We start from the raw sequence: 13,175 nt of genomic DNA, 5'->3' as shown, positions 1-13,175 counted from the left end.
CACGGGCGAGCCGGACGCAGTGGGAGCGGCCCTGACCTCGGGCGGCACCGGTCTCGCAGGCGGTGGCCGGCGGGGCCGGGGCCACGGGCGGGGGCGCGACCGCGCCGGGCGCCTGCGGCATCGCCGAACCGACACTGGAATTCGGAACCACGACGGCAGGCTTCTGCTCTTTGGCGCCGTACCCGTCGATGAGCACCAGGCCGAGTCCGGCGACCGCTCCGAGCGCCGCGACCACGGCCCCGGCGACCAGCGCCTTCGTTCCCCCCGAGCGTGGCTTCGCGGTCACGGTCGTGGCCGCAGGGTCCTCAGGCGCGACGGGTCCAGACAGCGAGCCGTCCTCGAGCTCGGGGTCGCCAAGCGGGCTCGACGCCCACGCCTCGGCGACGGTGAGATCCTCGTACGGGGTGGCGGCGAAAGTCGTCGACCTGAAGTCTTCGATGGTGCTCATGGCGTGTTCCTTCACTCTGCTCGCGGCCCTGGTGGGCCGCCGTCACAGGTAGGAGCGGCCGGCCCGGACGGCGCGGACACATTTTCGGAACCTTTTTCTCCGCGACCCCACGCGTTCTTCGCCCCGGGCCGAATATGCGGCGAATACCTCATGCGCTGAAGCGGTGCGCTGGCGCATAGTAGGTTGCGAGCGCTCGGGAAATCGGACGTGAGAGGACTGCCGTGTCATTGTTGGGGACCCTGAAGGCGGCGCGGGTCGAGGCACGGCGCGCCAGAGACGCCGAGTTCGCCCGCCTGGTCGCACTGCCGCCGACGGAGGAGCTGGCCGCGCAACTCATGGCCGCATTCGGGCCCGACGGGCCCAAGCGCGGCAAACCGTTGACCCAGTACGACTTCATCAAATGGGTGGCCCGCCGGGCGGAGTTCACCTCCCGCGGTCAGCGAGCCATGAGCTTCAAGAGGCTGGTCGCGCCCGTGCGCGAGGCCCTGCAGGTGTTAGAGCACAGCGAACTGGTGTACCTGAGCGTCGGGGGCGAGGGAAAGCCCGACAATTGGCATCCCACCAATCGGGGAATGGTAGCGCTGGACGAAGGGTACGACGCTGTCGCGCAATGCATCTCGGCCCGACGGTTACGGAACGACGAGACCCGGTGAGACGAGGGGCCGGCGCCGCCGAGGCCGAATTGTTGGGATCGGGAGCGCGGCCGGGACGGTTCGCTTGCATACGGATGCAGACCATCGCCCGAGGGCACACGCGAAAGGAACGACCATGAAGTTCAGGGCCCGCGCGCAGCACGACCCGGCGCTCAACCAGCAGGCCGCCGCCGTAGCGTCGGAGATCCTGCGTCAGCCGGTCGAGGCGGCCACGCGATGCGAGCAGACGTCGACCAAAGCCATGCAGATGTATCCGTCGGGCGGGGGCGAGGTGAATTGGCGAAGCGTGCCCAACGGCACCGGCCTACCGAAGAGTTTCATCCTGGCCGTCACCGCGTCTGGCGTCTACGCGCTCGAAGACAAGCAGCACCGTGGCGTCCTGGTGCCCGGCAACGTGCTCAAGGCGTGGGATCGCTCGGGCTTTCGGGCCCAGGCCGGCAACGACGTGGCGGCCAGGGCGCGCGGGCTGGCCGACGACCGGCAGATCATCACCCTGTGGCTGCCGATCGACGGCGACAGCGGCCGGGTGGCGCAGCAGATCGCCGCGCAGCGCGCGGCTTCCGGTCAGCGCATCCCGGGCCTGCCGCACGCCTTCGTCATCGCCAAGGACGAGTCGGGCCAACGCATCATCGACGCACTGGGCGCGGCGGCGGCGCCCCAAGGTGCCGGGCCGAACATCGTCATCGGCGGCCGGCGGCTCGAAGACATCGTCGCGAGCGCCGCTCCGCAACGCCCGGCCGCCGAGCGCCTGCGGGAGCTCGAGGAGCTGCGCGCGACCGGGGCGATCACCGAAGCCGACTACACCCGCAAGCGGGCCGAGATCATCGCGGCGATCTGAGTCGCGAGGGTCGGCGGGCGCGGACCCGCGGGCGCCGCCAGACCGCGGCACGTCGTTACGCGGCGCGCGCGGTCAACCCCGGCTATACCCGTGCTGTTGCTCGTTTCCTACCGCCACGACGAGATCGGCGAAGGCCATGCCCACCGACCGCCTTCATGTGCCCCTGACGGCGGCTACGCCTTGGCGATGCTCACCCGGACGCCGTCGCCGATGTCGACGCCGTCGGCCGGCTCACCGAATTCGAAACGGGTGGCAAGGATCTCGCCGGCGATCAGGTCGCGGTGGGTGCGCGCCCAGTCGGCCCGCTCCGCGGGCACCGACATCACCACCGAGATCCGGTCGGACACGTCCAGGCCGGTCGACTTGCGCAGCTCCTGCAGTTCGCGGATGCGGTCCTTGGCCCAGCCCTCGGCCTCCAGCTCCGGTGTCACGGTGCCGTCCAGCACCACCAGTCCAGCCCCGTCGGGCAGCGCGGCAGTGAACTCCGGGTCGGCGGCGACCAGCCGCGAGCTGTATTCCTCGGGCAACAGCACCGCGGGTCCCGCGGTCAGCGTGCCGTCGGGGTTGACGACACCCTCCCCCGCCTTGACCGCCTTGATGGCGGCCTGCACGTCCTTGCCCAGCCGCGGCCCGGCCACCCGGGCGTTGACCGTGAGCTCGAAGGAGCCGTAGGTGTCGATCGCGTCGGTCAGCTCGACGCTCTTGACGTTGAGCTCGTCGGCGATCAGATCGGCGAACGGCTCCAGTCTGCGCGGATTCTCCACTGCCACAATCAACCTCGGCAGCGGCAGGCGCACGCGCAGCTTCTTGGCCTTGCGCAGCGACGAGGCGGCCGAGCACACCTCGCGCACCTGGTCCATCGCGGCGACCAGGCCGGGGTCGGCGGGCAGCGCTTCGGCGTCCGGCCAGTCGGTGAGATGCACCGAGCGCCCGCCGGTGAGGCCGCGCCAGATGATCTCGGTGACCGACGGGAGCAGCGGCGCGGCCAGCCTGGCCGTCACCTCGAGCACGGTGTGCAGGGTGTCGATGGCGTCGGGGTCCTCCTCCCAGAACCGCGAACGCGACCGTCGCACATACCAATTCGTCAACGCCTCGGTGAACTGACGCAGGTGCTCGCAGGCCCGGGAGATGTCGCAGCCGTCCATTTCGCGGGTGAGGTCGTCGCGTAGCTCGGCGAGCTTGGCCAGGATGTAGCGGTCCAGCGCCTGCCGCGAATCGGTGCGCCAGGTCCCGACTTTGGGCGCGTAGAGGGCCAGGAAGCTGTAGGCGTTCCACAGCGGCAGCAGGACCTGGCGCACGCCCTCGCGGATGCCCTGCTCGGTGACGATCAGGTTGCCGCCGCGCAGGATCGGCGACGCCATCAAGAACCACCGCATGGCATCGGAGCCGTCGCGGTCGAACACCTCGGACACGTCCGGGTAGTTGCGCAGCGATTTGCTCATCTTCTGGCCGTCGGAACCCAGCACGATGCCGTGCGCGACACAGGTTTTGAAGGACGGCCGGTCGAACAGCGCGGTGGCCAGCACGTGCAGCGTGTAGAACCAGCCGCGGGTCTGCCCGATGTACTCGACGATGAAGTCGCCGGGATAGTGGCCGTCGAACCAGTCGCGATTCTCGAACGGGTAGTGCACCTGGGCGTACGGCATGGAACCCGAGTCGAACCACACATCGAGCACGTCGGGGATGCGCCGCATGGTGCTGCGACCGGTCGGGTCGTCGGGATTGGGACGGGTCAGCTCGTCGATGTAGGGACGGTGCAGGTTGGTGGGCCGCACCCCGAAGTCGCGCTCCAGCTCGTCGAGGCTGCCGTAGACGTCGATGCGCGGGTAGGCGGGGTCGTCGGACTTCCACACCGGAATCGGGCTGCCCCAGTAGCGGTTTCGCGAGATCGACCAGTCGCGGGCACCCTGCAGCCACTTGCCGAACTGACCGTCCTTGACGTGTTCGGGGTACCAGGTGATCTGCTGATTGAGCTCCACCATGCGGTCGCGGAATGCGGTGACCGCGACGAACCACGACGACACCGCCCGGTAGATCAGCGGGTTGCGGCAGCGCCAGCAGTGCGGGTAGGGGTGCTCGTAGGTTTCGTGGCGCAGCAGCACGGCGCCGTTGGCGGCCGCCGGTCCGCTGCCATTCTTCAGGTCGCGGATGATGTGCGGGTTGGCGTCAAAGACGCGCTGCCCCTGGTAATCCGGCACCGTGGCGTCGAAGCGGCCCTTGGCATCGACCGGTGTCACCGGCACGATGCCCACCTTGTCGGTGGTGGCCATGTCGTCCTCGCCGTAGGCCGGGGCCATGTGCACGATGCCGGTGCCGTCCTCGGTGGTGACGAACTCCCCGGGCAGCACCTGAAAAGCCTTGGGACTGTCCATGAAATACGGGAACGGCGGAAGGTAGCGCGTGCCCAGCAGGTCGGCGCCGGAGTAGGTGCCCAGGATCTCGGGCTCTTCCCCGAGCTCGCGCGCGTAGGCGGCCAGCCGCGGCTGCGCCAGCACGAACCGATGGTCGCCGGAGCGGACCTCGACGTAGGTGACGTCGGGGTTGACGGCGACCGCCAGGTTCGACGGCAGGGTCCACGGCGTCGTCGTCCACACCAGCAGGTGCGCGCCGTCCAGCGCGCCGCCGACCACCTTGAACCCGACCGTCAGCGCCGGGTCCTGCCTGCTCTGGTAGACGTCGTCGTCCATGCGCAATTCGTGGTTGGACAACGGGGTTTCGTCGCGCCAGCAGTACGGCAGGACGCGGTAACCCTCGTAGGCAAGCCCCTTGTCCCACAGCTGCTTGAACGCCCAGATCACCGATTCCATGTAGGGCAGATCGAGCGTCTTGTAGTCGTTGTCGAAATCGACCCAGCGGGCCTGACGGGTCACGTACGCCCGCCACTCGTCGGTGTAACGCAACACCGACGCGCGGCACGCGTCGTTGAACGCGGCGATCCCCATGTCGTCGATCTGCGACTTGTCGTTGATCCCGAGTTGGCGCTCGACCTCGAGTTCGGCGGGCAATCCGTGCGTGTCCCAGCCGAACCGGCGCTCCACCTTGTAGCCGCGCATGGTGCGGTACCGCGGCACGATGTCCTTCACGTAGCCGGTGAGCAGGTGCCCGTAGTGCGGCAGCCCGTTGGCGAACGGCGGGCCGTCGTAGAAGACGTATTCTTCGGCGCCGTCGCGGCGGGCGATGCTGGCGCGGAAGGTGTCGTCCTGCGCCCAGTAGTCGAGGACTTCCAGTTCCAGAGCGGGGAAGTCGGGCGCGCCTTCCGGCTTCGGGTAGGCCTTGACGTCAGCGTTCTCGGTCACGTGGTGCGTCGTCTCCTGTGCCTCAGTGCCGCCCGGCACTGGTAGGGCCTAATGGGGACGACGACACGCTGTCTGCGCGAGCGCCGCGGTACCACCCCGCTTGCCACGCCGTCGCGTGGCCGCTCGTTGGAAGGCTGTGACGGGCCCGCCCGTTCGGTTCTACTGAGCCGGCCAGGGAAAGCAGCCGGCTGTTCTTCCGAAGGCTCCCCGGTGATGCCGGATCGACGCCGATGGCCCGATTCTACTCAGGCGAAGGACCCCAAGGGGCTACCTGGCCTCAGGAAACACCTGCGGCCGGGTAGCCCCTTGGAGCCCTGGTTGGTCGCTGCCCATGGGAATCAGGCCTGGATTTCGAGCACACCGGCCCGCAGCAGCGCCGCGTACAGGTGGCGCAGCGGGATGCTCAACAGCCGGGTGGCGCCCTCCACCAACGGGTCGCCCGCGAGAACGGGCTGCGGGTTGCCCCGGCGGGTGGCCTTCTTGGGCGCGGGGGCCCGAGTCGTCTCGACGTCGCGCACCACCGTCAACTTGCGGGCGGGCGCTACGGTTACCACTTCGTCGTACAGAGCTGCGGTCATGGTCGTCTCCTGACGGGTTCGAACGGGGGACTGATTGGATGGACGTGCCCCGTCCCGTAGCGGTTCCGATCCCAGAACGCTTGGCCGATAAGCCAGTTAGCGTTTGCGACGCCTCAGCCGAGGACGCCGTGCCGGAGACCGGATCGGGACGAGACGGAGTTCGGACTTCGATCCGGACTATCGCTGGAACTCATGTGTCCCTCACCTCCTCGCGGTCACGACGCGCGCGGAGCGTCCGCACACGATTTGCGCGCAGCATGAGGAGCAGAAACCCGACGACCGTCGGCGATCCGCACCCCTCTCGTCAGAGCTTTGGCACCACACGACGTGTCCGGTTGTCCGGAAGCCACCTGGGCTCAACCCTTAAGCCGGGAGGAGCTGTCCTGACCCGGGGCGTCTTTCGACGTTCGGGGTCAGTGGCCTGTATTCGTGTAGACGCCTCACCTAACGAGGTGCATACCCGACCGATAATGCACGACGGGTCCGGTGGGGTCAAACTCATCGGCGCGGGGTTGCGCAATCTTTACGATTCTGCGCGGCGGCCGCACAGGTTTTTGCCAGTATCACTCCCCTGACCTGGACGTACGACGCGGCCGCTGGACATCTTTTGTTCATTTCCGGTTTGCCGGTCGGCTCGTGGCGGCCGGCAAGGCCGGGCGCGGACGCGCGTGCGTCCAGGGCGGAGGCCGTCGGCGTGTCGCCGCCGTGGGCGCACACCGAAAGCCGTGGGCGCACTCGCGAAACGGCGCCGGCGGGCGTCACCGCTCGATCAAGCCCTCGAGCCGCCCGATGGTGTCGATGAACTCCTCGACCATGTCGAGCACCACCGTTCGCGCGGGGCGAACCCGGTCGAGCGAGCCGACCACCTGGCCGACGAAGTAGGTGGCCAGCTCGCGCGCCTTGGCCCCGGGGTGCGCGGCCGCGGCGTTGATGCGCACCTGCGGCTCGGTGACCAGGGCGGTCTGCAGCGGCATGCCGAGCGGGTCGGGCTTTTCCGGGCGGTCCCATTCGTCGGTCCAGGCCGTGCGCAGCATCCGCGCCGGCTTGCCCGTCATCGATCGCGATCGCACGGTGTCCGACGAGGTGGCCGCCAGGAACTTGTCCCTGACCACCGGCGGCGTCTCGGCCTCTTCGGTGGTCAGCCACACCGACCCGCACCAGACGCCCTCGGCGCCGAGGGCCAGGGCCGCCGCGATCTGGCGGCCGCGGGCGATGCCGCCCGCGGCGAGAACGGGGACCGGCGCCACCGCGTCGACGACCTCGGGCACCAAGACCATGGTGGCGACCTCGCCGGTGTGCCCCCCGGCCTCGGTGCCCTGCGCGACGATCAGGTCGACACCGGCGGCCGCGTGCCGTTGGGCGTGCCGCGTGGTGCCGGCCAGCGCGGCCACCAGCACGTCGCGGTCGTGGGCGCGTTCGACCAGGTCCGCCGGGGGTGGGCCGAGCGCGCTGGCGATCAGCCGGATGCGGTGGGCGAACGCCACCTCCAGCAGCGGCTCGTAGCCCTTCGGCGAGATGTTGAGGCCGCCCGCGGAGCCGCGCGACTCCTGGGGCGGCGCGGTGATCCCGTAGCGGGCCAGGATGTCGTCGACGAACGCGCGGTGCTCCTCGGGCAGCCGCGCCCGCACCTGTGCGGCGTCGATGCCGCCCTCGTCTGCGCCGACGTACTTGGGCGGCAGCAGCAGGTCCACCCCGAAGGGCTTGCCGCCGGTCTGCTCGGAGATCCAGGTCAGTTCGCTCTCCAGCCGCTGGGGGCTGTGCGCCACCGCGCCGAGGACGCCGAACCCGCCCGCATTGGTCACCGCGGCCACCACGTCGCGGCAGTGGCTGAACGCGCAGATGGGAAACTCGACGCCGAGCATTTCCGCGACTCTGGTACGCATTGCCCGACGCTAAAGAGCCACCGATCGATATGTCAATCGACGACGGCTTCCGCGGGCGACCGGCCGTCCGGCGGCCAGCTCGACACCCCCTCTTCGAGCGGGACCTGCAGGCTCTGCAGGATCGACGAGACCATCCGCCACGCGCCGATCGCGGTGACGAGCTCGATGAGAACCGTTGTGTCGCCTTGCAATTCACGCTCGCAGGCCGCCCAGCTCTCGGCGCTCACCGCCCCGTCGCGCACCACGTCGTCGGTGGCGGCCAGCACGGCCCGTTCGGCGGGCCCGAACCCGTCGTGCGCCTGCCAGTCGCGCACGCCGACGAGGTCGTCGGGGGCCACGCCGAGCCGGGACGCGACCCGCCAGTGCTGCGTCCACTCGTAGTCGCAGGCGGTGAGCCAGCCGATCCGCATGATCACCAACTCGCGCAGCCGCGGGTCGAGCGCGCCGTGCCAGAGCATGGTGGCGAGCAGGTCGTTGATCGCGCGCGCCAGCTGCGGGTGATTCAGCAGCACCTGGAAGATGCTCAGTTCGGCCATGTAGTTGGGCACGGCCGCTTCGTCGGCGGCGGCCGTGGCTTCGTCGAGCGGCAGTTTGGGCACGCGAGCTGTTGTCATGGTGAACACTTTCGTGTGCTGGCGGGACACCGTCACGATCATCGGTCATGGTAGTCAGGCTTCGCCCCGACGTGGCCCGAATGCCGGGCATTGCGCTCGTTCGCGCGAAAACCCTTGCCGCTCTGACGTTTACAGCAGGCCGAGCAGTTGCAGGTCGGTGACGTACTTGACGATCACCGGCGCGGACACGTGCGGGATGTCCGGTTCGTCGCCGTCCTGGCCGATCTTGGCCTCCCGCACCGCGGCGCGGAACCGATCGGCGGGGGCGAGTGGACCGCGGGCCGGCTCCGCGGGCTCGACCTGCTGCGCGCCCGGCAATTGCAGCAGCGGCAGCACCGAGTGGTGGCGTTGCCGCTCCGGCAACTCGCGCAGCGCGGCTTCGAACCGTCGCAGCCACTCCCCGAAGTCGTCGACGCGCTCGATCGGGTAGCCGGCCTCGATCAGCCAGTCGACGTACTCGTCGATGCCGATGCCGTCGTCGTGCGGGTTCATCACGTGATACGTCTCGAACCCTTCGACGGTCCGGCCACCGAGCGTGGTGATCGCGTCGGCGACGAACTCCACCGGCAGCGCGTCGAAGTGCGAACGGCGCCGGTTGCCGTCGCCGTCCAGCTGGTAGAACGACCGCGGCGCGACGCCGGTGGCCACCAGGCTCAGCACCATCCGGGTGAACATGTCCGACAGGTTGAGTTGGCCGGCGTAGCTGGTGTCGGCGAGGATCATGTCGCAGCGGAACACCGAGATCGGCAGCCCGCACAGGTCGTTGGCCTCGCGCAGCAGCACCTCGCCGGCCCACTTGCTGTTCCCGTAGCCGTTGGAGTAGCCGCCGTCGATGGTCCGGGTCGGGCTGATGACGCGGATGTCGGCGTCTTCGGTGAACGCCGCCGGTTCCACCCCGTCCCCGACGTTCGCCGTCGAGACGTAGGAGTACGGCTTGAGCTTGCCGGTGAGGGCCAGCCGGATCAGCTCGGCGGTGCCGACGACGTTGGGGCCGAACAGCTCGCTGTAGGGCAGCGCGCCGTTGACCAGGGCGGCCGAGTCGACGATCAGGTCGACGGTGTCGGCGAGCCGCCGCCAGATGTGTTCGTCGAGACCAAGATTCGTCGCACCCTTGTCACCGGCGATCACCTCGAGGCGGTCTGCCGCCAATCGGTGGAAGTGGCTCTGCAGCTTCGGGTCACCGCTGTCGAACGTCTTCTCCAGCCGCAGGCGCGCCTCCTCGTCGGAGCCGCCCCGCACCAGACAGATCAGCTTGCCGCCCACCGGCCCGAGCCGCGCGAGCCACTGCAGCGCCAGATAACGCCCCAGGAACCCCGTCGCCCCCGTCAACAGGACCGTCCGCACCTGCGAGCTCGGCCCCGGCAGCGCGGGCGCGGCGCTCAGCGTCGCGGCGTCGATGAACCTGTCCAGGGTCAGGTCGCTGGCGTATACCTCGGTGGCGTCTCGACCGTGCACCGAGGCGAAGCCGGGGCCGTATTGGTCGGCGTGCCGGTCCAATTGCTGACTCAGGTTCCGCACCGACGGCGCGTCGAAGACGGCGCGCACCGGCAGATGGACACCCAGGGTGGTGTGGATGGCGGCGACCAGGCGCATCGCCGACAACGAGTCACCGCCGAGGTCGAAGAACGATTCCTCGACCCCTACCCGGTCCGCCCCCAGGACTTGGGCGTAGATGTCGGCCAGCGTCTCCTCGACCGGAGTGGCCGGCGGGCGGTAGCGATCACCGTCGGTGTAGGTCGGTGCCGGCAGCGCGCGCGCGTCGAGTTTCCCGTTCACCGTCAACGGCAGCGTGTCCAGCACCACCACCGCCGCCGGGACCATGTAGGCGGGCAGCCGATCGGCGAGCGCGGCGCGCAGCGTGACCGGGTCGGCGGCGCCCGTGACGTACCCCACCAGCCGCTTGTCCCCCGGGCGGTCCTCGCGGGCGATCACGGCCGCCTGCTCCACCCCGTCGGATGCGGCCAGGGCCGCCCGCACCTCGCCGAGTTCGACGCGGTGCCCGCGGATCTTGACCTGTTCGTCCGCGCGGCCCAGGTACCGCAGCTGCCCGTCCGGGCCCCAACACACCAGATCCCCGGTGCGATACATCCGGGTGCCGGGCGCCCCGAACGGGCACGCCACGAACCGTGACGCGGTCAGACCCGCCCGGCGCACGTATCCGTACGTCACCCCCGCGCCGGCGACGTACAGCTCGCCGACGACACCGGTGGGCGCTTCGCGCAACCGCCCGTCGAGCACGAACAGTGCCGCCGCCGGCACCGGCGAGCCGATCGGCGGGGTTCCCGACTCGGGCGCCAGCGGCGCGCTGATCGCCACGCACATCGTGGTCTCGGTCGGGCCGTAGACGTTGAGCATCGTCCGCCCCGGCGCCCACCGGTCCACCACCTCTTCCGGGCACGCCTCCCCGGCCACCACCAGGGCGGCCGAGTCCAGCTCGTCGAGCGGGAGCATCGCCGCCTCCGACGGCGTCTGGGTGAGCACGCCGACCCGTTCGGCGCTCAGCAAAGCGTGCAGGTCTTTCGGGGACCGGGCGGTCGCGTCGGGCACCACCAGCACCCGGCCGCCGTGCAGCAGCGCACCGAAGATCTCCCACACCGACACGTCGAAGACCAGCGAATGGCTCTGCGCCCAGACCGCGGCCACCGGCAGGGGCGCGTCGAGGGGGGCGAACAGCTGCGTGACGTTGCGGTGGGCCACGGCCACGCCCTTGGGAGTTCCCGTGGTTCCGGACGTGTAGATGATGTAGGCGATGTCGTCGGCCGTCGGTGCCGCGGGCAACGCGCCACCGGGCTTAGCGTCCAGAGCGGCGTCGTGAACGTCGACGACGGCGAATTCGAACCCGTCGAGCCGCGACCGGAGGTCGGCGGTCGTCAGCGTGGCGGCCGGGGCGGCGTCGGTGAGGATGAACTCGATCCGCGCCGCCGGCAGCGCCGGATCGATCGGCAGGTAGGCCGCCCCGGTCTTGAGCACCGCGAGGATCGCCACGATCGCGTCCGCCGAGCGGTCCATCAGCAGCCCGACGCAATCGCCCGCACCGACCCCGCGCCCTACGAGCAAGTGCGCCAACCGGTTTGCGGCCCGGTCGAGTTGCCGGTAGGTCATCGAGCGGTCCCCGCAGCTGACGGCCGCAGCGCCCGGGTCGCGGGCGACCTGCGCGGCGAACACCTCCAGGATCGACGGCGGGGTCGGCGGTCGGTGCGACACCGCGCGGTTACCCCATTCGTTTAGGCGGGCGCGCTCGTCGGCATCGAGCATGTCGATCGACGACAACGGACGGCCGGGGTCGGCGGTCACGGCCACCAACACCTGGTAGAGGCGCTTGATCAGCGCTTCGATGGTGTCGGCGTCGAACACGTCGGTGCGGAACTCGACCTGGCCGCCGATTCCGGCGGCTTCGCCGGTGTCGTCCCAGTGCTCGCCCAGCGAGAAGGTCATATCCATGCGCGCGGTGTGGGTGTCCACGGGCAACGGGGCGACCCGTAGATCGCCAAGGCTCAGTTCGGCGGGGTCGTTGTTCTGCCATGCCAACATCACCTGCACCAGCGGGTGATGGCTCAGGCTGCGGGCCGGGCGAAGCCGCTCCACCAGCACCTCGAAGGGCACATCCTGGTGCTCGTAGGCGGCCAGGCTGCGCTGCCGCACCTGGGACAACAGCTCGGCCACCGTCGGATCGCCGGCCAGATCGACCCGCAGCACCAGCGTGTTGACGAAGAAGCCCACCACGTCGTCGAGCAGCGGGTCGCGCCGGCCGGCGATCGGGAAGCCGACGGCCACCTCGCTGCTTCCGCTCATGGTCGACAACAGCACCGCCAGCGCGGCCTGGACCACCATGAAACTGGTCGCGTTGTGGGTCCGCGCCACCTCGCGCACCCGCTGTTGCAGCTCGGCCGGCCACCGCACGCTGACGGTGGCCCCACGGTGGTCGGCCACCAGCGGGTAGGGCCGGTCGGTGGGCAGCATCAACCGCTCGGGCATCCCGGCGAGATTGTGTTCCCAGAACCGCAGCTGCCCGGCGATGGGGCTGTCCGGGTCGTCCAGGTCGCCGAACTGGTCGCGTTGCCACAGCGTGTAGTCGGCGTACTGCACCGAAAGCGGCGTCCACCCGGGGGCTTCGCCGGCGGACCGGCTGGCGTAGGCCACCCCGAGATCCCGCACCAGCGGGGTGAGCGACAATCCATCCGCGGCGATATGGTGCAGCACCGACACCAACACGTGCTCGTCTTCGCCCGTGCGGAAAAGCCAAGCGCGCAGGGGGATTTCGGCACCGAGGTCGAACGCGTAGTGCGCCACGTCCTCGACCGCCTCCGCCAGCCGCGCCGCCGGCCAGGAGGTGGCATCGACCACGTCGCAGCCGACGTCGGCCTCCTCGGGTGACAGCACCACCTGCTGGGGCGTCCCCTCCGCCGCGATGAAGACCGTGCGCAGGCTCTCGTGGCGGGCCACCACGTCGCCGAGCGCGGCGCCGAACGCGTCGACGTCCAGGCGGCCGTCCAGGCGCAACGCCGCCGCCATGTTGTACACCGCCGAGCGGCCCTGCAACTGGTCGAGGAACCACAGCCGGGATTGGGCGAAGGACAACGGAATAACCGGGGGGCGTTCGATCGCCGGCAGTGGGGTGCGCGCCGTCCCGGCCGCACCCAGGCGCGACGCCAACTGGTGGATGGTCGGCGCCTCGAACAGGGACCGCACCCCCAGGTGGGCGCTCAGCCCGGTGTTGACGGCGGCGATCAACCGCATCGCCGCCAGCGAGTCGCCACCCAGTTCGAAGAACGAATCGTCGACGCCCACGCGGTCAACACCGAGGATCTGGGCGTAGATGGTGGCCAGGATCTCCTCGGTGGGGGTGGCGGGCGGGCGGTACCGAG

At 69.9% G+C, this 13,175-nt stretch carries 7 protein-coding genes, 1 pseudogene and 1 riboswitch; of the genes and pseudogenes, 2 read left to right on the top strand and 6 right to left on the bottom strand.

Annotated features, from left to right (window positions below):
• Window positions 1-448 (bottom strand): annotated as a pseudogene (locus A5691_RS16400) (hypothetical protein); the annotation flags it as partial.
• Window positions 449-678: 230 nt separating this feature from the next.
• Here A5691_RS16400 and A5691_RS16395 point away from each other — a divergent pair.
• On the top strand, window positions 679-1,101 hold the full coding sequence (locus A5691_RS16395) for a hypothetical protein (protein WP_156675507.1): 423 nt from the start codon (window positions 679-681) through the stop codon (window positions 1,099-1,101).
• Window positions 1,102-1,216: 115 nt separating this feature from the next.
• Complete coding sequence (locus A5691_RS28365; RefSeq protein WP_068015122.1) at window positions 1,217-1,939, top strand: hypothetical protein; 723 nt, start codon at window positions 1,217-1,219, stop codon at window positions 1,937-1,939.
• A gap of 173 nt (window positions 1,940-2,112) precedes the next feature.
• On the opposite strand, the gene ileS is transcribed toward A5691_RS28365, so the two are convergent.
• The 5 genes from ileS to A5691_RS16365 form a co-directional block, all read right to left on the bottom strand.
• Window positions 2,113-5,235: an isoleucine--tRNA ligase gene (ileS, locus tag A5691_RS16385; protein WP_068015125.1), complete on the bottom strand. Its 3,123-nt coding sequence runs from the start codon at window positions 5,233-5,235 to the stop codon at window positions 2,113-2,115.
• A gap of 338 nt (window positions 5,236-5,573) precedes the next feature.
• Window positions 5,574-5,813: an Rv1535 family protein gene (locus A5691_RS16380; RefSeq protein ID WP_067749036.1), complete on the bottom strand. Its 240-nt coding sequence runs from the start codon at window positions 5,811-5,813 to the stop codon at window positions 5,574-5,576.
• 289 nt (window positions 5,814-6,102) lie between these two features.
• Window positions 6,103-6,272, bottom strand: a riboswitch (M-box (ykoK) riboswitch).
• Window positions 6,273-6,571: 299 nt separating this feature from the next.
• Window positions 6,572-7,696: a nitronate monooxygenase gene (locus A5691_RS16375; protein ID WP_067749039.1), complete on the bottom strand. Its 1,125-nt coding sequence runs from the start codon at window positions 7,694-7,696 to the stop codon at window positions 6,572-6,574.
• A 32-nt stretch (window positions 7,697-7,728) separates the two neighbouring features.
• Complete coding sequence (locus A5691_RS16370) at window positions 7,729-8,310, bottom strand: carboxymuconolactone decarboxylase family protein (protein ID WP_068015128.1); 582 nt, start codon at window positions 8,308-8,310, stop codon at window positions 7,729-7,731.
• A 129-nt stretch (window positions 8,311-8,439) separates the two neighbouring features.
• Window positions 8,440-13,175, bottom strand: a 4,736-nt coding sequence (locus A5691_RS16365; protein WP_156734798.1) for a non-ribosomal peptide synthetase, incomplete at its 5' end; no start/stop codon positions are given.

It is taken from the genome of Mycobacterium sp. E183, from assembly GCF_001667735.1.
Classification (GTDB): Bacteria; Actinomycetota; Actinomycetes; order Mycobacteriales; family Mycobacteriaceae; genus Mycobacterium.
Note: the sequence above shows the minus strand (reverse complement) of the source record. Positions and strands in the feature narration are given on the sequence as shown.

Bases quoted from the DNA above. Each gene is read 5' to 3' on its own strand.
- A5691_RS28365 (WP_068015122.1), top strand. From the start codon at position 1,217: ATGAAGTTCAGGGCCCGCGCGCAGCACGACCCGGCGCTCAACCAGCAG.
- A5691_RS16370 (WP_068015128.1), bottom strand. From the start codon at position 8,310: ATGACAACAGCTCGCGTGCCCAAACTGCCGCTCGACGAAGCCACGGCC.
- A5691_RS16375 (WP_067749039.1), bottom strand. From the start codon at position 7,696: ATGCGTACCAGAGTCGCGGAAATGCTCGGCGTCGAGTTTCCCATCTGC.
- A5691_RS16380 (WP_067749036.1), bottom strand. From the start codon at position 5,813: ATGACCGCAGCTCTGTACGACGAAGTGGTAACCGTAGCGCCCGCCCGC.